Raw genomic sequence first — 19,137 nt, forward strand, 5'->3', positions numbered from 1 at the left:
CGCATATGAAATATGTAGTTGATGTACATACACATACTATAGTAAGTGGTCATGCATATACTACTTTACTTGAGAATGTCAGAGAGGCAAAAGTTAAGGGAATAAAAATATTAGGAACCTCTGAGCATGGTCCTAAAATGCCAGGTGGGCCACATATGTTTTATTTTGGAAACATAAGAGTGATACCTAGAGTGATATATGGAGTTACAATACTAAGAGGTTGCGAAGCTAATATAATGGACTATGATGGAAAGCTTGATATTCCCGATTATATTGAGGAGAAGTTAGATTTTATAATTGCAAGTTTACATGATGTATGTGTAAAACCGGGAAATGAAGAGGAGAATACTAGAGCAATTTTAGGGGCTATGGATAACCCTAATGTTCATATTATAGGACATAGTGGGAATCCAGTTTTTTCAATCAATCGGGAGGCTATGGTGAAAAAGGCGCTGGAAAAAGATATTATAATTGAGCTAAATAATAGCTCTCTTAAAGGTTCGAGAGTGGGGAGTGAGGGCAATTGTAAAAAAATTGCTTTGCTTTGCAAAGAATATGGAGTTAAAATGATCATAGGTAGCGATGCGCATACTTGCTTTGACATAGGGGGATTTGACCTTGTGAATAAACTTTTAGAAGAAATTAATATGCCTGAGAAATTAATAATGAATAGCGATGAAAATAAATTGTTGAATTATCTAAAAGAAAAGGGTAAAATAAAGGAGCTATAATTTTATACCATAAATTATAAGATTATAAGATTAAAATATTAATGTTTTCAAGGAGTAAATTATGAAGCTATACGTAGAATTAATTAAAAAATTAGAAGAAGTAATAGACAGAGCAAACATAAAGCTAAATGAACAAATGAAAACTCATACTTATTTTAAAGTAGGTGGACCAGCTGACATTTTAGTAACACCAGAAGATATTAACCAAGTTTCAGCTGTAATAAAAATTTGTAAAGAATATAAAGTTAATTATTATTTAATTGGTAATGGGTCTAATTTGCTTGTAAAAGACGGTGGAATTAGAGGAGTAGTTTTAAAATTATCTAAGCTTAATAAAATCCAGGTACAAGGGAATAAAATAATCGCAGAAAGTGGTGCTACGCTATACGATGTGGCACATAGTGCTTTAGGCGCAGGACTTAAAGGTATGGAGTTTGCAAGTGGAATTCCAGGGAGCATTGGTGGTGCGGCAGCTATGAATGCTGGAGCTTATGATGGTGAAATGTCTATGGTAATGGAAAGTGTGTTAGTTATCGATAATAATGGTAAACTATTAACTTTAGCCAAAGACGAAATGAAACTTGAATATAGAAGTAGTGCAGTTCTAAAACATGGTCATACAGTAGTAGAGGTTACTCTGTGCCTTCAAAAGGGAGACAAAGAAGTTATAAAAGCTAGGATGGACCATCTTGCAAAAATAAGAAGTGATAAACAACCACTAGAATACGCATCAGCAGGTAGTACATTCAAAAGACCGGAGGGTCATTATGCAAGTCTTCTTATACAAGAATGTGGGTTAAAGGGTACTTGTGTTGGAGACGCTCAGGTATCTGAAAAACATTCTGGGTTTATTATAAATAGAAAAAATTGCAGTGCAAAGGACATTTTGGATTTGATTCTTATTGTTCAAAATCAAGTTGAAGAAAAATTTGGCGTGAAACTTTACACTGAAGTAAAGATTTGGGGAGAAGATTTATAGATCCCTAAAGAGTAGGTTACAATAAAAATAAGTTTTTTTTGGTGCACAGCAAGTTAAGCTTCTGTGCATTTTTTTGTGCCTAATTAATCGCAGTTGTGTTATAATTAAAGAATAAAACTGTATTAGTACAATAGAGTTAAAAAAAATATATCATAATTTTTTAGAGGAGGGTTTTTAATGAGATTTCTTATATTGACAGGATTATCAGGTGCAGGCAAAACACAAACTATTCGAAATCTCGAGGATTTAGGATTCTTTTGTGTGGACAATTTACCACCTACAGTAATTCCTAAATTTGCGGAGGCGTGTTATAAAACTAATGGAAATATAGATAAAATAGCACTTGTTATAGATATTAGAGGCGGAAAGTTCTTCGATGATTTATTTGAAAGCTTAACTTTTCTAAAAGATGAGGGATATAAATATGAAATTTTATTTTTAGAGGCTTCAGATGAAGCGCTTATTAAAAGGTATAAAGAGACAAGAAGAAAACATCCACTAGCACCAGAGGGAAGAGTTTTAAATGGAATTGCTTCTGAAAGAAAAAAACTTAAGGATGTACGTGAGCGTGCTGACCATATAATCGATACTACTAAACTTTCTGCAAGACAACTTACAGATAAAATAAATGAAATTTATGGTGAGGAAGGACAGATAGAAACTAAACTTGTAATAACTGTACTTTCTTTTGGATTTAAATATGGAATACCTGTGGATTCAGATTTAGTATTTGATGTTAGGTTTTTGCCTAATCCGTATTATATTCCTGAGCTTAAGCAGTATTCAGGTAATGATAAACCTGTTAGAGATTATGTGTTAGATTTTGAAGGGACTAAAACATTTATAGATAAGCTTCAAGATATGTTAATATATCTAATACCAAATTATAAAAAAGAGGGAAAAAGACAACTGATAGTTTCTATAGGTTGCACAGGGGGAAGACATAGATCAGTAGCTATAGCCAATAAAATCTATGAAATATTAGAGCATAGCGGCTATAAGGTTAATATAGATCACAGGGACATTTATGAAGATGTAAATAGAGGCAATGATAAGTTATGATGTTTGGTGGATTTTTGAAGCTTACAATTAAGATAAAGAGATGGATATTTCTAGGGATTTTTGGACTAGTGTTCACGATTTTTGGAATTATTGAGTTTATAAATAAAGAATATTTTTATCCTAGGCAAATAGGGTTCTCTATACTATTAATAGGTCTCGGTTCGTTAATGATATATGTAGCTTTAGTAAAAGTTATTAAGTATATTATAATGTTAATAAATGCAGGTAATCTAGATGTAACTATTGATCCTACAAAGTTTCAAGATCCAGCATATAAAAATAGGGTCCTTATGAAGGGCCCTAAGATTGTAGTAATCGGAGGGGGTACTGGGTTATCAACTATGCTCCGAGGATTAAAGAAATATACCAATAATATTACTGCAATAGTTACAGTTGCAGATGATGGTGGGGGATCAGGAGTCTTAAGAGATGATTTAGGTATTCTTCCTCCGGGTGATATTAGAAATTGTATTTTGGCCTTAGCAGACACTGAGCCACTACTAGAAGAGTTATTGCAATATAGATTTAAAGATGGAAGATTAAAAAACCAAAGTTTTGGTAATTTGTTTTTAGCAGCTATGGATGGAATTTCAAATAATTTCGAAGAAGCTGTTCAGAAAATGAGTTCGGTACTAGCGGTGACGGGAAGGGTTATTCCAGTTACATTAGATAATATGATTTTAAAGGCAAAGCTTAAAAATGGTAAAATAATCTATGGAGAATCTAATATACCAAAAGCTGTCATAGAGTACAATAGTACAATAGATGAGGTATTTATTGAGCCTAAAGATGCTAAAGCGATTAAGGAAGCACTAATTGCTATAAGTAATGCAGATGCAGTTATTTTAGGTCCTGGTAGTTTATATACTAGCATTATTCCAAATCTACTGGTAAGGGAAATAAGGGATGCATTACGCAAAACAAAAGCCTTAAAAATTTATGTTTCAAATATCATGACTCAACCTGGGGAAAGTGATAATTATGGTGTGAATGACCATATAAAAGCTATTAATAAACATGCACACTTTAAAGCTATTGATTGCGTTTTAGTAAACATAGGAAAAATAAGCATTGATTTAGAAAATTCATACCTAAAAGATAATTCCATTATGGTTAATATAAATGAAAAAGAAGTTGCAAAGCTTGGTATAAAAGTAATTAAGAGTGATTTTGTTAAGGTTATAAAAGGGCATGTAAGACATGATGAAGAAAAACTTGCAGCTATTTTAGTGGAAACAATTATGGAGAAAAAGTTATTCTATGATAAAAGGAAAATAATAGATTACTTTTATTTATCAAGGCGGTTTAAGGAAAATAAAGATAATAAGGAGTAGAGTAATGTCATTTTCGTCTAAGGTTAAAAATGAAATTTGCAGATTTACAGAAATGAGTAAGAAAGAAGCCATGGCTGAACTGGCGGCTATAATGAAGGTTAGTGGAACAATTGGACTGGGGTCAAATAAACAAATAAATTTTCAAATAACCACTGAAAATCCTGCAATAGCACGACTGATTTTTAAATTATTAAAGGAACATTTTTTAATTCATCCAAGACTCCTTGTTAAGAGAAGTAATTCTCTTAAGAAAAATAATGTTTATGTGGTTATAATTACAGAAGAAATGGGAGTTAAAGGGCTCTTAAAGGAAGTGGCAGTACTAGAAGATGGTAATTTCTTTTCCATAGATTATACTATACCAGATAGGTTAATTGATGCTGAAGAATGTAAACGGAAGTATATAAGAGGGGCTTTTTTAGGTGGCGGAAGTATTAGCAATCCAGAGAAAAATTATCATGTGGAATTTGTTACACATGACAGTGATTATGCACTGGAACTATGTACACTTATTAATAGTTATGGATTATTTGCAAAAATAATTCAAAGAAAAAGTAGTTATGTAATTTACATAAAAGAGGGTGAGCAAATTGTTGACCTGCTTAATATAATTGGGGCACATACTTCGTTATTATTCCTAGAGAATGTAAGAATAATGAAGGAAATGAGAAACAATGTAAATAGGATTGTAAACTGTGAAACTGCAAATCTTAGTAAAACAGTAAATGCTTCAGTAAGACAAGTAGAAAGCATTAAATTAATACAAAGGGAATTAGGTTTTAAGAGACTTCCTAAAAATTTAAGGGAAATTGCAGAGCTCAGAATGGAGTATCCCGATGAATCATTAAAAGAACTTGGTGCAATACTTGAGCCACCAGTAGGAAAATCTGGGGTTAATCATAGACTCCGAAGGATAGAAAAGATTGCTGAAGAATTAAGAATCGAAGGAAGGTACTAAATCTTATGTCAAAGCATGAAGAGATTATTAATTATATTCAGTCTCTAACAGTTGGAACAAAAATATCAGTGAGGCGGGTCAGTAGCGAACTTGGTCTTAGTGATGGTGTAGTATATAGAGCAATAAAAGAAGCTGAAAACATGGGAATTGTAAATACTGTACCTGGAGTTTGCACTATAAGAGTGGCTAAGGTGGATAAGAAGAATATTAAAAGCTTAACATATGCTGAAGTTACTGACATCCTTGGCGCGAAAGTTCTAGGTGGAAATGCAGGTATAAATAAAAGCTTAAATAAATTTATAATAGGAGCTATGAATGTAGAAAACATAAGTAAATATATAGGGCCAGGATACTTACTTATTGTTGGAAACCGTGAAGAGGTACAACAGCTTGCCCTTGAAAATGAATCAGCAGTATTGATTACTGGAGGATTTGATTGTAGTGCGAGAATTAAGAGTTTAGCAAACAAAAAAGGTATACCAGTACTATCTTCTACATATGATACATTTACAGTAGCAAGTATGATAAACAAAGCTATTTATGAAAGTATGATCAAAAAGGAAATTATTTTAGTAGAAGATGTTATGGATGTTGAGGTTACGTGTCTCATGGGGACTGATACTGTTGCTACGCTTAGGGAAATAATTGCAGAAACTAACCATGAGAGATATCCAGTATTAGATGAGAATATGAAGCTTATTGGAATAGTGACTTTAAGAGATCTGCAAGGGCACAATGATGATAATGAACTTATTGTTAAAATAATGAATAAACACCCCATAAGTGTTACTCCTAAAACCACTGTAGCTTATGCCTCTCATATTATGGGATGGGATGGAATAAAGATTTGTCCTGTTATTGATAAGAAGAAGGTAGTGGGAGTTCTAACTATAGAACATGTTATAAGAGCAATGGAGTTTGCACTGAGGCAGCCTCAAGTTGCTGAAACTATAGAAGATCTTATTTTAAACAGTTTTAGTTGCGAAAATGAGGGAGAGAGACTACACTTTAATGGTCAGGTTATTCCTCAAATGTTAGACCCTATTGGAACGGCTTCTTGGAGCTCACTAAATATGCTGTTATCAACTATGGGAATAATGGCACTAAGGCAAAATAATAATATTAACATTTCAGTGGATAGTATATCTACATATTTTTTAAAACCGGTACAAATAGGTAGTGTTATAGATATATATACAGAAATTCTTGATAAAGGTAGAAGCTTTTCTAAGGTGGAAATTAGTATGTACAATAAAAATAATGAGCCTGTGGCAAAGGCTATGATTTCAGCAAAAATATTTAGAAATTAATGCGCTAATTTATGGTTAGAGGGGAAGTGAAAAATATGAACCAAAAATCAGAGAGTGAGGATCTAGGAAGTTTTGTACATCTTCATGTTCATACAGAGTACAGCCTTTTAGATGGCTCAGGAAAAATCAAAGATCTTATTTCTAAAACCGTAGAACTAGGCATGAAGAGTATTGCTATAACAGACCATGGAGTGATGTACGGATGCGTTGAATTTTATAAACAGGCAAAGGCGCAAGGCATTAAACCCATTATTGGTTGTGAAATATACATAGCATCTAAATCCATGAAAATAAAGCAAGCAGATAGAGAAAATCAAACTCACCATTTAGTACTTTTAGTTAAGAACGAAGTTGGGTACGAAAATTTGATGCGGATAGTATCAGCGGCTTCCATTGAGGGTTTTTATTATAAACCAAGGGTTGATCATGAATTCTTGATGAAACATAGTGAAGGGATAATCGCTAGTAGTGCTTGTCTTGGTGGTGAGGTGCAGAGTTGTCTTCTACATGATAATTATGAAAAAGCTAAGGAAATAGCACTCTCGTATAGAGAAATATTCAAAGATGGTTTTTATTTAGAACTGCAATATCATGGTATGCAGGATCAGCTTAAGGTAAATGAGCTTCTAATTAAAATGTCCGAGGAAACTGGAATTCCTTTAATTTGTACTAATGATACTCATTATATTAATCAAGAGGATGCTAAGGCACATGATGTGCTTCTTTGCATTCAAACAGCGAAAACTGTTGATGAAGAAAATAGAATGAGATACCCTTCTGATCAATTTTATTTGAAATCTCCAGGTGAAATGGAAAAAGCTTTTGCTTATGTTAAGGATGCCTTAAGTAATACAGTGAAAATTGCAGAGTCTTGTAATTTTGATTACGAATTTCATGTATCTAAGCTTCCAAGGTTTCCATTACCAGAGGGGGTAGATCCTTATGGGTTTCTAAAGGAAAACTGTTACAGGGGTATGGGAGAGCTGTATAAGGTATTTAGTGAAGCCTCTGGAGCTGGATACTCTATAGATAGCATAAATAACATAGCCGAATTAAACGCGGATGCCAAGAAGTATGTAGAGAGACTACAATATGAGCTTGATATAATAAGACAAATGGGATTTGTGGATTATTTTCTTATAGTATGGGATTTTATGAAATTTGCAGTAGAACATGATATTCCAACAGGGCCCGGTCGTGGTTCTGCTGCAGGATCTATAGTGGCTTATTCTCTAGGTATAACTAAGATAGATCCTATTAAATACAATTTGATTTTTGAACGTTTTCTAAACCCTGAAAGAGTCTCAATGCCAGATATAGATTCAGATTTTTGTTATGAAGGACGTCAAGCAGTCATTGATTATGTAGTGGAGAAGTATGGCAAGGCCAATGTATCACAAATTATAACCTTTGGAACTATGGCCCCTAGGGCTTGTATAAGAGACGTGGGAAGGGCTATGAATTATTCTTATGCAGAGGTAGATAGGATTGCTAAGATGATTCCGTCTGTAATTGGTATAACTATAGATAAAGCGCTTGAAATGAATTCAGAGCTAAATGCACTTTATGAGGATGATGAACGCGTTGAAGCACTTATAGATATTGCAAAAGCACTAGAGGGACTTCCAAGGCATAGCTCTACTCATGCAGCAGGAGTAGTTATTGCTTCAAAGCCACTAGTTAATTATGTTCCTCTTCAGAAAAATGATGAAATGATAGTAACACAATTTCCTATGGGAACTCTTGAGGAACTTGGTCTTTTAAAGATGGATTTTCTAGGTCTTAGAACACTTACAGTTATGAGAGATTGTGTGGATTTTATAAAGGCTAATCGATGCGTTAACATAGATTTAGATAATTTAGATATTGAGGATCATAATGTTTATAAGATGATTGGCGAAGGTAAAACTGTAGGTATATTTCAACTTGAATCTGCAGGGATGACCAGCTTTATGAAGGAACTTAAACCTGATAATTTAGAAGATATCATTGCGGGAATAAGTTTATATAGACCAGGTCCTATGGCGGAAATTCCGCGTTATATAAGAAATAAAAATAGTACCGATAAGGTGGAATATGAAACTCCAAAGCTTGAGGAGATATTAGGTGTTACTTATGGAGTAATGGTGTATCAAGAACAAGTTATGGATATTGTTAGAAAACTTGCTGGATATTCAATGGGTAGATCTGACCTTGTACGTCGTGCTATGTCTAAAAAGAAGCATAAGGTTATGGAAGAAGAAAGGTATAATTTCATCAATGGAATTGTGGACACGGATGGAAATATAGAAGTAGAAGGATGTTTGCGTAATGGGATTACAGAAGTGGCGGCAAATCGCATCTTTGATCAAATGATGGATTTTGCTTCCTATGCTTTTAATAAATCCCATGCCGCAGCTTATGCAGTTGTAGGTTATCAAACAGCTTACTTTATGTGTTATTACCCCACAGAATTTATAGCTGCTATGCTGAACAGTGTAAAGGGTGCTAGTGAGAAAATAGCATTTTATACTAGGTATGCAGTGCAAATTAATATTGGAGTTTTACCTCCTAGCATAAATGAAAGTTTCGCAGGATTTACTGTTAAAGGTGATACTATACGATTTGGCCTTACAGCTCTAAAAAATGTAGGCGTAAATGTAATAGACAGTATTGTGAAAAATCGAGAAGAAAAAGGTGATTTTACTGGTTTCATGGATTTTTGCAACAAAATAGATACGTCATGTGTAAACAAAAGAGCAGTAGAAAGCCTTATTAAGTCCGGAGCTTTTGATGATTTTAAAGTCCATAGGTCACAACTTCTGGCAGTTTATGAAAAAATATTAGATGGGGTTAATAATGATAGGAAGAGAAATATCTCGGGACAAATAAATTTGTTTTTAGATTTCGAAAATGATTATAATAATTTCGAAATAGAGTATCCTAGTATTAAAGAATTTAAAAAGAAACATCTTTTAGCTATGGAAAAAGAAATGACAGGAATATATTTATCTGGTCATCCCTTAGACGAATATGAAGAGACTCTAAATATACAGACGGATACAAGAATATCTGACATTGTTGTGGATGAAAGCCTTGAAGAAGGTAACACAATGCTTGGTGATAGCTTTAAACTTCAAGATGGTGATAAAGTTATTATCGGTGGCATAATATCATCTGTTTCTAAAAAAATGACTAAAAACAATGATATGATGGCTTTTATTAATTTAGAAGACTTGTATGCTAGTGTGGAAGTAATAGTTTTTCCTAAGACCTTTGAAAAGTGTAAATCCTTAATGGAAGAGGATGAAATAGTTATAATAAAAGGTCGAGTAAGTATTAGAGAAGAGGAACAACCAAAGATATTATGTGAAGATGTTAAACAACTATTAAAAATTAATAGTGAAAAAATTTATATCTTAATAGAAAATGAAACTATGATGAAAGATGCACTAAAAAAGATAAAGCAGAACTTAGCCATTTATAGAGGAAGTACTGCCGTATTTCTTTGCACCAGTGAACCAAGAAAAATGTATGCTGTAGATAAATCCTTATGGCTAAGTGAAGAATTAGATACTATGGAAATTTTAAGAAGTTTATTTGGAAAAAATAATATAAAAATACAATAAATGATTCCATGCTACAAACGGGAAAAGTATATTTATCCCGTTTGTAGCAATTAAAAGGTTTAAAACGCCATAATAGTATGGTAGTTTATAAAAATTTATTATTTATTTGTATAAAACATTGAATGTTTCGATAATTTTGTATAATATTAGAGTATAAGAGTATTTTTCATATGATGGGGGCGTATTACAACCATAGTGGGACGAATTTTATCCCTATGGGACAAGGATTAAAATAAGTAATAATTGTTTTGCAACTTAAAAAGCGATGAGAAAATAAGAATTTATAATTGTTTTATTATCTAAAGAAATACAAGGAGGAATGTTTATGAAAACAATTGCGGTATTAACAAGCGGTGGAGATGCTCCAGGAATGAATGCAGCTGTTAGAGCGGTAGTTAGAATGGCAATCTATAAAGGTATAAAAGTTATGGGAATAAAAAGAGGATATAGTGGACTTATAAATGGTGAAATCTTTGAAATGAATAGACATTCAGTTTCAGATATAATTCATAAAGGTGGGACTGTCCTTAGAACTGCTCGCTGTGAAGAATTTAAAGATGAAGAAGGAAGAACAAAGGCAGCTAATGTGTTAAGAGTATTTGGTATTGATGGCCTAGTAGTAATTGGAGGAGATGGATCTTTCAAAGGAGCGCAATTCCTATCAGAGATGGGTATATCAACTGTTGGAATACCTGCAACTATAGATAATGATTTGTCTTATACTGAATATGCTATAGGCTTTGATACAGCATTAAATACAGTACTTGATGCTATAAATAAAATTAGAGATACTTCAAGTTCTCATGAAAGAATTAGCATAGTTGAGGTAATGGGAAGAAATTGTGGAGATATAGCCTTATATGCTGGAATTGGTGGCGGTGCTGAAAGTGTAATAATCCCTGAAAAAGGATATGAAATTGATGATTTATGCAAAGGTATATTTGAAGGTAAGTTAAGAGGTAAGATGCATAATTTAATAATACTTGCTGAAGGTATAGGCGGAGCAATTGAGCTTGCTCATCAAGTTGAAGAAATAACAGGAATTGAATCAAGAGCTACAATACTTGGACATATTCAAAGAGGTGGAAGTCCAAGTGCCTTTGATAGAATGTTAGCTTCAAAAATGGGAGTAGCAGCTGTAGAGGTGCTTATAGAAGGTAAATCAGGAAGAGTAATTGGTATGCGAGATGGTAAAATAATTGATGAAGACATTAATACGGCACTAGACATACCTAGAGTATTTGATGAGGAACTTTATAATATATCAAAGATTCTTTCTTATTAAATTATATATTAAGGTAATGTTAAAATAACTTATCAAATGATGAATTAAAAAAAATATTCTTAAGGGGAGTAATTTATGAAGAAAACAAAAATTATATGTACAGTAGGACCAGCTAGTGATAATAGGGAAATTATAAAGTGTTTAATTGAAGAGGGAATGGATGCTTCAAGGCATAATTTTTCTCATGGCGATCATGTAGAACATAAAATAAGAATGGATTTAGTAAAAGAACTGAGAGTAGAACTTAACAAGCATATTGCTATAATATTAGACACTAAAGGACCGGAAATAAGAACAGGAAATTTTGCTGCTGGTAAAGTTGAATTAAAAGAAGGCGCAAAATTTACAGTTGTTTGTGGTGAGGAAGTTGTTGGAGATGAAACTATTTGCTCAGTAACATATGAGGGATTATATAAAGATGTTAAAGTCAATGATACTATTTTAATAGATGACGGTTTAGTTGGACTTGTAGTTGAAGAAATAAAAGGAAAAAGAATTAGTTGTAAGGTTGCAAATACTGGTATGGTAGGTAACCATAAGGGAGTTAATGTGCCTGGAGTTTCAATAAACTTGCCCGCACTTACAGAACAAGATATTGAAGATTTAAAATTTGGAGCTTTGGAGGAAGTTGATATTGTTGCAGCATCTTTTGTAAGGAAAGCTGCTGATGTACTTCATATAAGACGTGTACTTTATGAAAATGGCGGAGAAAATATACAAATATTTTCTAAGATTGAGAATAGAGAAGGGGTTAATAATATCGATGATATTATTAAATTTTCTGATGGTATTATGGTTGCAAGAGGAGATCTAGGAGTTGAAATTCCTACTGAAGAAGTCCCTATTGTTCAAAAAATGATTATTGAAAAATGTAACATTGCTGGAAAGGCAGTTATAACAGCTACTCAAATGTTAGATTCTATGATGAGAAATCCAAGGCCAACAAGAGCAGAGTCTTCGGACGTTGCAAATGCTATATTTGATGGTACAGATGCTATAATGCTTAGTGGTGAAACTGCTAGTGGTAAGTATCCAATAGAGACAGTAATGATAATGTCTAAAATAGCACAAAGTGCTGAACAGCATCTTGACTATGCACAAAATTTAAAGAAAAAAAGAAAACAACATATCCCTAACGTACCAAATGCTATTAGTTTAGCTACTTGCAGTACAGCTATGGAGCTTAATGCTTCTGCTATTATTACTGCAACCCAAAGTGGTAATACGGCTAGAAAAGTTTCAACTTATAGACCGGAATGCCCTGTTATAGCAGTTACTCCTTATGAAAAGGTTGCTAGAAGTCTCGCATTAAACTGGGGTGTAATTCCAATATGTACAGAAAAATCTAACTCTACTGATGAGCTTATAGATAAATCTGTTAAAATTGCATTACAGTCAGGCATCGTAGAAAAAGGAGATTTAGTAGTTATTGCTGCTGGAATTCCAGTGAATTATGTGGGGAGCACAAACATGATGAAGGTTCATATTGTTGGCAATATATTACTTCAAGGTAAAGGTAATATAGGTAAATCAGCCTATGGAACAGCTCATTATGTGAAATCTTCAAAAGAAGCTTATGATACTGTAAGCGATGGCGATATTCTAGTAGTGAAAAAATTAACCAATGATTATCTGGATATAATAGATAAAGTTTCAGGAATTATTGTGGAAGAAGGAGAACCTAGTGTAAATGTTCTTATCATATGCACAACAAAAGAAATCCCAATAATATATAATGCAAAGGGAGCATCTGATATTATTAAAACTGGTTCCTTTATAACAATAAATACATCTAGGGGAATTGTGTATAGTGGTAGAGCTAATACTAAATAAAGTAATTGTTTAAAATATGTATAATTTAAACAATTATGGTTATAATTATAAATACGAATAAAACAATTTGGCAACTGATTTATTTTGTAGCACCTACATGGTGCTATTTTTTTTATTTCTATAATTATTGTGCAGTAGTTACCTTAATTATTCAACTCTTAGTATAAAAAAAGCTAAACTTACAAACTATAATTAAAAATAAGTGTGAGGAGCGATGTACATGAGTGGAACTTTAAGTTGTACTGCAACAAATTGTGTTAATAATATGTCTGGATTATGCTCAGCGAGTACTATCAATGTTTTTGGGTCAAATGCTCATAGTAGTGAGAAAACGCAGTGTGAAACTTTTGCTGAAAAGGGGATAAAGAATGCATTAGCTAATGTACTGAATAATAATATCGTTGGGGAATTTCAACAAGTATTTAATAGTGAATCTATAATGATGAGCCCAAGTATTAGGTGTGATGCCACAAGTTGTGTTCATAATGAAAATAATTTGTGTGCTGCTGATAATGTTATGGTCAGTGGAATCGGTGCTATTACAAGTGGAAGAACACAATGTGAGACATTTAAAGAATAGTCAAAGTATTTTCCTGTTTATTATATTTGTTTTATAGTATAATAAATTACAAGCTATAAAATATAATAATAAATAGTGGGAGGGATAACCATGAAGGGTACACTAAGTTGTAATGCAAGAGATTGCGTCAACAACATATCTGGGATATGCTCGGCGATTACTATTCATGTTTTAAGATTAACTGCTAATAATAGTGAGTCAACAAGGTGTAAAACCTTTTCTCATAAGGGATTAAAGAATTCATTAGCTAATGTACTGAATAATAATGTAGTGGGTGAATTTAAACAAGCATTTAATAATGAATCTATAGTAATGAATCCAAGGGTTAGATGTGAAGCTATAAATTGTATTCATAATATGGAAGAAATATGTAAAGCAAAAAATGTTTTAATTGAAGAAGTAAGAGATTTAGATAATGTAAAAACACATTGTGATACTTTTGAAAAATTAAAAAAATAAGTTTGTTTAAATATTATATTTACGATAAAAGCCTTTAATCTCACTGTTTCAAGGGTGGGAGTAAAGGCTTTATTCACTACCGCTGATTTATCTGTGGTAGTGAATAATGTAGATTAATAGTTATAAGTAAGAGTTGGAGGATGGAAAATATGAAAAGTAAGAGAAAATTTGATAATTATGTTATTCCAGTTGAGAAAAACGTGGATTATATAATGAATATAGATAACATGGGATACCAGGGTGAAGGGGTAGGTAAGATAGACAATTTCACTGTTTTTGTAGCTGGTGCAATCTTAGGGGAAAAGGTTAAAATAAAAATTGTTAAAATTTCTAAAAATTTTGCTTTTGGTAAATTATTAGAGATAATTGAATCATCACCTAACAGAGTAGAGGCGATTTGCAGTATATATAAAAGCTGCGGAGGCTGCAATATACAACATATGGATTATAATGCGCAATTGGATTTTAAAACTAATAGGGTAAAAGAGGTCATAAATAGAATAGGAAAATTAGAAGATGTTATAATACACAAAGCACTGGGAATGGAGAATCCCTATAATTATAGAAATAAGGTTCAATTACCTGTATCTAATAAAAATGGAGAGGTACGTATTGGATTTTATGCGGAGAGAAGTCATGACATAGTAAATATGGAAACTTGCCATATTCAAGATAAAGTAGCAGATGTTGTGGTAAAGCTTACAAAACAATGGATGAGTGAATTTAATATACAAAGTTATAATGAGGAAAATCATACGGGGTCAATTCGCCATATTATGATTAGAAAAGGTTTTAAAACAGGAGAAATAATGGTGGTAGTGGTTACAAGTGGTAAGAACTTTCCACAAAGCGCAGAATTTATAGCTATAATGACTAAAAAGATTCAAGGGCTTGTCAGTATAGTACAAAATATAAACAGTGAAAAAACAAATGTAATATTAGGGTCACGCTGCGTTACATTATGGGGAAAAGATACTATAACTGATTATATTGGAGAATTTAAATTTCAGGTATCTCCACTATCGTTTTTCCAAGTTAATTCAATTCAAACTGAAATACTCTACAGCAAAGTTCTAGAGTATGCAAATTTAAGTGGTGGAGAAGTGGTGCTTGACGCTTATTGTGGTACAGGTACTATATCACTATTTTTATCTAAGAAGGCTAAAAAGGTATTAGGCGTAGAAATAGTACCAGAAGCTATTGAAAATGCTAAAATAAATGCAAGTGAAAACAATATACATAATACAGAATTTATAGTAGGCGAGGCAGAAAAGATTATTCCAAAGCTTATTAGTGAGGGAGTACAAGCTGATGTGGTGGTTGTTGATCCACCTAGAAAAGGATGCGATAAAATTCTTTTAGAAGCCATAAGTAGTATGGGACCTAAAACTATAGTCTACGTTTCTTGTGATCCAGGGACTTTAGCCAGGGATTTGGGAATTTTAGATGAACTGGGATATAAGACTTTAGAGATTCAACCAGTTGATATGTTTCCACAGACGGCACATGTGGAGTGCGTGGCGAGGATAGAGCGGTGCCACCCACGTGGCAAGTGGCATATTGAAAATTTAATATGAATTTAGAGGAAACTCACCAATTTTTGATATTAATTGGTGAGTTTTTTGGTGGTTTGTGATGGGTATTTTAGGTGCGTTTTATATAATAAAGTGTAGAAATAGATTAATTCTAAAAGTAGAAGATGTTAAAGCGAAGCATTTTTTTCATTTACAGAAAAGTATTAAATTCTGTAAATTGAATTATTTATTTAGTACTGCATCTTTGATACGCTTTAATCCCTCTGCAAGTGTAGCGCGGGGGCAGGCTAAGTTAAGACGAATGAAGCCTTCAGAATTATCTACAAACATATCGCCGCCTTCTAGTAGAACGCCAGCGTTGTTTGCAAAGTAGAGTGGTAATTCCTTTTCATCAGGTAAGTATGGCCCTATGTTTACCCAGGCTAAATATGTTGCTTCAGAAATCTTAAATTTAGTTTCTTTCAAGTGTTCGTCAAGGTAATTTTTAGTAAATTTAAAATTCTCATCGAGATATAGATTAAGTTCGCCCAGCCATTCGTGTCCGTGCTCATAGGCTGCTTGTGCGGCTGCTATGCTTAGTGGGTTTTCCATTCCAAAATGACGAACGTTCCAAATTTCTCGTATTTCATCATTTGGAATTATTATATTTGCGAACATCATGCCAGCTAGGTTGAACGTTTTACTTGGAGCCATACAAGTTATAATTTTATTATTTTCAGGGAAGAGCTTGGCAAGTGGTATATGCTGTTTGTCAGCTCGTAGAAGATCACAATGGATTTCATCTGATATTACAAATAGATCATTTTCTATGGCGATATCTCCGAAAGTTTTTAGCTCTTTCTCAGTCCAAACACGTCCTGTAGGATTATGTGGATTGCAGAATATACAAAGTGTAGTCTTAGGATCTTTTGCTTTTGACTTTAGGTCTTCGAAATCCATAGTAAATTCACCTTGTGAGTTTATAAGGTCAGACGTAACTATTTCTATGTTATTGAAATCAGCTGCATGTTTGAAATATGCATATGAAGGTGTTATTATCAGAATTTTTTCATCGGCCTTGCAGATATACTCAATCAATTCAAAAAGAGCAGGTATAACGCCGTGTGAAGTTTTCAAATGTTTTTTTTCAAAAGTCCAATCGTAGAAATTTTCAGTCCACTTTGAAAAAATTTCATAGTACTGTGGATCAAAAACCATTGAATATCCCAAAATACGTTTATCTAGTCTTTCTTTCACAGCATCGATAACAACCTTTGGCGTTGCAAATTCCATATCAGCTACCCACATGCGTATAAATTCATCATCTGCGTATGGAAACTCCATAGTTTTTGGAGCTTTAAAAATATAGTCGCGAAAACCGTCTGTGTTCATGGCGTTTGTGCCCCTACGTTCTATGACTTCATCAAAATTATATTTCATTAAAAAGCCTCCCTTTTATGTAAGTGTTAATTTCATTATGGCATTATATATACAAATAATCAAAGTGATAAAATTTATCAAGGCGATACTATTTTATATAAAAGTATCTGATAAGTGGAATTTATCGTATTAATTTGATAGAATATAACTACAAAATTTAAATTCAAACTAGTTTCATGGAAAAGTATCATATAACGATACAAGGAGGAAATCTATGAATCCTATAAATGTAGAAGTTGGTTATAAAATCCATAATTTTAGAAAGGGAAAAGGACTAACCCTGTCGCAGCTTGGGCTTGCCATAAACAAAAGTAAGGCGACTGTCTCAAAATATGAAAAGGGTGAAATATCAATTGATATTATTACTTTATATAATATTGCAGATGTGCTTAATATTCAGGTCATGCAGTTGTTATTCATAGCTAAAAATAACATTGAGACTCTCTATGAAAATGAACCTACGGGTAATTTTAAAAATGCAAATAGGTATTATACATATATTTTTGATGGACGAAATAATCAGCTAATTAAAAGTGTGATAGATATAGTCAAAAACGAGGATACAAGCAGACTTCATACGATGCTTTATATGAATGTGAAAGACTATAGTGAATATCAAAACTGTGAGAACACATATGTTGGCTACACTGAGCATTTCGATTCGCTCACACGTATCAGTTTGACTAATCAGGCGACTCAAGTGGAAACATTTACTATAAATATTCTAGCATCTTTCCTAGAGTCTGATGTGAAATGGGGACTTGGCTCTGGAGTGTCCTTTCGGCCGTTCATGCCGATTTCCGTTAAAATGCTACTGTCTAAAAATCCTCTTAAAGAGGATGATGATTTAATAAAGCAACTAAGGATTTCAAAAGAAGATATTAGGCTGATAAAGATATTTAATATGTTTACAGTGATATAATAAAACCAAACTATGAATTTTATGATTTTTAGAATGTGAATATAAGGGAAAAATGTAATGGAAAACAAGGGAGACCTCATACTTGTTGGACGAATTTGAAATGCAAGGAGAATTATCAATCTTGCAGCATCCAATGAGAAGTTGTACTTTTCGGAGCTTTCCCTGGCACTTAACTTGTTACTTTATTGAGTATAATGCTAATGAAACTAGTTATGAATCCAAAGAAAACAATATATTTATAATGTAAATCATCAACAGTTGCAAGAGACATAAAGAGACTTAAAGCTGGCGGATATAAAGAAAATGAAGTTCTGCCAGTGGATATGTTTAAATTGTCGACACATGTGGAATCGGTTTTGAGACTGATAAAAAAAGAGTAATAAGACAGCAACAGGGATTGGAATATTGCTAGAAAAGGCGTTGGTTATCTTTAGTGTAGATGATCAACGTCCTTTTTTGTGTATATAATTGGAATTTGTTTGGGTATTTGTGTGAACTTTAATCATAAACCACATACATGGAAGTAGTTGTGAGGTCAATAATTAATTTTGACAATACATCTACATAGATGTACAATAAATCTATGTAGATGTATTGTATGGAGGAACGTATTATGTCGAAACTGAGTAAAACAGATGCCAGCTTAATGATAGGGTTTAGCCGTATTGCCAATTTTCTTCAACGTGAAGTCGGTCTCTTATGTAATGATTATGATTTGACGCAGACACAATTTGCTGTATTGGAAGTATTAAATTCAAAAGGAGAACTGCTTGTTGGCGAAATTCAAAGACTCATTTTAAGTACGCCTGGAAATGTGCCTTATGTCATAAATAATTTGATAAAAAAGGGGTTCGTTACGAAGACCGCTGTAGAGTCTGACCGACGATGTAGTAGGATTGGATTAACTCAAAAGGGAAGAGATAAAATCATGGAAGTGCTGCCTACCCATGATCAACTGCTTACAGAGAAGTTTGAAGTTTTAACAGATGAAGAAAAGGTAGATTTGATAGAAATTTTTCGCGAAATTCGTCAAAGATCATAAAGGAGAATAGATATGATTATTGAAAAAGGTAAAATAGAATTTTCACTAAAAACACAAAATCCATTTGTGGCAACCATGCA

General features: G+C 32.9%; 15 protein-coding genes. 14 read left to right on the top strand and 1 reads right to left on the bottom strand.

Features of this window, described 5'->3' with window-relative positions:
• Positions 1–5 precede the first annotated feature (5 nt).
• The 12 genes from JJD95_RS00210 (at position 6) to rlmD (ending at position 15,716) form a co-directional block, all read left to right on the top strand.
• Positions 6–731: a phosphatase gene (locus JJD95_RS00210; protein ID WP_291639145.1), complete on the top strand. Its 726-nt coding sequence runs from the start codon at positions 6–8 to the stop codon at positions 729–731.
• Positions 732–792: 61 nt separating this feature from the next.
• Positions 793–1,710, top strand: a complete 918-nt coding sequence (gene murB / locus JJD95_RS00215) for a UDP-N-acetylmuramate dehydrogenase (RefSeq protein ID WP_291639147.1) — start codon at positions 793–795, stop codon at positions 1,708–1,710.
• A 177-nt stretch (positions 1,711–1,887) separates the two neighbouring features.
• Complete coding sequence (rapZ, locus tag JJD95_RS00220) at positions 1,888–2,772, top strand: RNase adapter RapZ (protein WP_291639149.1); 885 nt, start codon at positions 1,888–1,890, stop codon at positions 2,770–2,772.
• On the top strand, positions 2,769–4,106 hold the full coding sequence (gene yvcK, locus JJD95_RS00225; protein ID WP_291639151.1) for a YvcK family protein: 1,338 nt from the start codon (positions 2,769–2,771) through the stop codon (positions 4,104–4,106). Before rapZ ends, yvcK begins: the two co-directional genes overlap by 4 nt.
• A 4-nt stretch (positions 4,107–4,110) precedes the next feature.
• The gene (whiA, locus tag JJD95_RS00230; RefSeq protein WP_291639153.1) at positions 4,111–5,064 is read left to right on the top strand and encodes a DNA-binding protein WhiA; all 954 of its coding nucleotides are present in this window, start codon (positions 4,111–4,113) and stop codon (positions 5,062–5,064) included.
• A 5-nt stretch (positions 5,065–5,069) separates the two neighbouring features.
• Positions 5,070–6,374: a DRTGG domain-containing protein gene (locus tag JJD95_RS00235; protein WP_291639155.1), complete on the top strand. Its 1,305-nt coding sequence runs from the start codon at positions 5,070–5,072 to the stop codon at positions 6,372–6,374.
• 35 nt (positions 6,375–6,409) lie between these two features.
• Positions 6,410–9,982, top strand: coding sequence for a DNA polymerase III subunit alpha (locus tag JJD95_RS00240; RefSeq protein ID WP_291639158.1), 3,573 nt, complete (start codon positions 6,410–6,412; stop codon positions 9,980–9,982).
• A gap of 325 nt (positions 9,983–10,307) precedes the next feature.
• Complete coding sequence (pfkA, locus tag JJD95_RS00245) at positions 10,308–11,267, top strand: 6-phosphofructokinase (protein WP_291639160.1); 960 nt, start codon at positions 10,308–10,310, stop codon at positions 11,265–11,267.
• Between the two features lie 75 nt (positions 11,268–11,342).
• Positions 11,343–13,100 carry a pyruvate kinase gene (gene pyk, locus JJD95_RS00250; protein ID WP_291639162.1) on the top strand — a complete coding sequence of 586 codons (1,758 nt, stop codon included), beginning with the start codon at positions 11,343–11,345 and terminating at the stop codon, positions 13,098–13,100.
• 220 nt (positions 13,101–13,320) lie between these two features.
• Entirely contained in the window at positions 13,321–13,680 is a 360-nt protein-coding gene (locus JJD95_RS00255) for a DUF1540 domain-containing protein (protein WP_291639165.1), read from the top strand.
• Positions 13,681–13,770: 90 nt separating this feature from the next.
• Positions 13,771–14,139 carry a DUF1540 domain-containing protein gene (locus JJD95_RS00260; protein ID WP_291639167.1) on the top strand — a complete coding sequence of 123 codons (369 nt, stop codon included), beginning with the start codon at positions 13,771–13,773 and terminating at the stop codon, positions 14,137–14,139.
• A gap of 149 nt (positions 14,140–14,288) precedes the next feature.
• Positions 14,289–15,716, top strand: a complete 1,428-nt coding sequence (gene rlmD, locus JJD95_RS00265; RefSeq protein ID WP_291639169.1) for a 23S rRNA (uracil(1939)-C(5))-methyltransferase RlmD — start codon at positions 14,289–14,291, stop codon at positions 15,714–15,716.
• A gap of 180 nt (positions 15,717–15,896) precedes the next feature.
• Here rlmD and JJD95_RS00270 read toward each other — a convergent pair whose 3' ends face one another.
• Positions 15,897–17,093: a MalY/PatB family protein gene (locus JJD95_RS00270; protein ID WP_291639171.1), complete on the bottom strand. Its 1,197-nt coding sequence runs from the start codon at positions 17,091–17,093 to the stop codon at positions 15,897–15,899.
• Positions 17,094–17,307: 214 nt separating this feature from the next.
• Between JJD95_RS00270 and JJD95_RS00275 the strand changes: the two genes are divergently transcribed.
• Positions 17,308–18,015, top strand: a complete 708-nt coding sequence (locus JJD95_RS00275) for a helix-turn-helix transcriptional regulator (RefSeq protein ID WP_291639174.1) — start codon at positions 17,308–17,310, stop codon at positions 18,013–18,015.
• A 715-nt stretch (positions 18,016–18,730) separates the two neighbouring features.
• Positions 18,731–19,057 (top strand): MarR family transcriptional regulator, encoded by a 327-nt coding sequence (locus JJD95_RS00280; protein ID WP_291639176.1) that lies wholly within the window; start codon positions 18,731–18,733, stop codon positions 19,055–19,057.
• Positions 19,058–19,137 lie beyond the last annotated feature (80 nt).

This window comes from Clostridium sp. (assembly GCF_016650035.1).
Taxonomy (GTDB): domain Bacteria; phylum Bacillota; class Clostridia; order Clostridiales; family Clostridiaceae; genus Clostridium_AD.

Coding starts and splice junctions, on each gene's coding strand:
- JJD95_RS00210 (WP_291639145.1), top strand. CDS start 6: ATGAAATATGTAGTTGATGTACATACACATACTATAGTAAGTGGTCAT.
- murB (WP_291639147.1), top strand. CDS start 793: ATGAAGCTATACGTAGAATTAATTAAAAAATTAGAAGAAGTAATAGAC.
- rapZ (WP_291639149.1), top strand. CDS start 1,888: ATGAGATTTCTTATATTGACAGGATTATCAGGTGCAGGCAAAACACAA.
- yvcK (WP_291639151.1), top strand. CDS start 2,769: ATGATGTTTGGTGGATTTTTGAAGCTTACAATTAAGATAAAGAGATGG.
- whiA (WP_291639153.1), top strand. CDS start 4,111: ATGTCATTTTCGTCTAAGGTTAAAAATGAAATTTGCAGATTTACAGAA.
- JJD95_RS00235 (WP_291639155.1), top strand. CDS start 5,070: ATGTCAAAGCATGAAGAGATTATTAATTATATTCAGTCTCTAACAGTT.
- JJD95_RS00240 (WP_291639158.1), top strand. CDS start 6,410: ATGAACCAAAAATCAGAGAGTGAGGATCTAGGAAGTTTTGTACATCTT.
- pfkA (WP_291639160.1), top strand. CDS start 10,308: ATGAAAACAATTGCGGTATTAACAAGCGGTGGAGATGCTCCAGGAATG.
- pyk (WP_291639162.1), top strand. CDS start 11,343: ATGAAGAAAACAAAAATTATATGTACAGTAGGACCAGCTAGTGATAAT.
- JJD95_RS00255 (WP_291639165.1), top strand. CDS start 13,321: ATGAGTGGAACTTTAAGTTGTACTGCAACAAATTGTGTTAATAATATG.
- JJD95_RS00260 (WP_291639167.1), top strand. CDS start 13,771: ATGAAGGGTACACTAAGTTGTAATGCAAGAGATTGCGTCAACAACATA.
- rlmD (WP_291639169.1), top strand. CDS start 14,289: ATGAAAAGTAAGAGAAAATTTGATAATTATGTTATTCCAGTTGAGAAA.
- JJD95_RS00270 (WP_291639171.1), bottom strand. CDS start 17,093: ATGAAATATAATTTTGATGAAGTCATAGAACGTAGGGGCACAAACGCC.
- JJD95_RS00275 (WP_291639174.1), top strand. CDS start 17,308: ATGAATCCTATAAATGTAGAAGTTGGTTATAAAATCCATAATTTTAGA.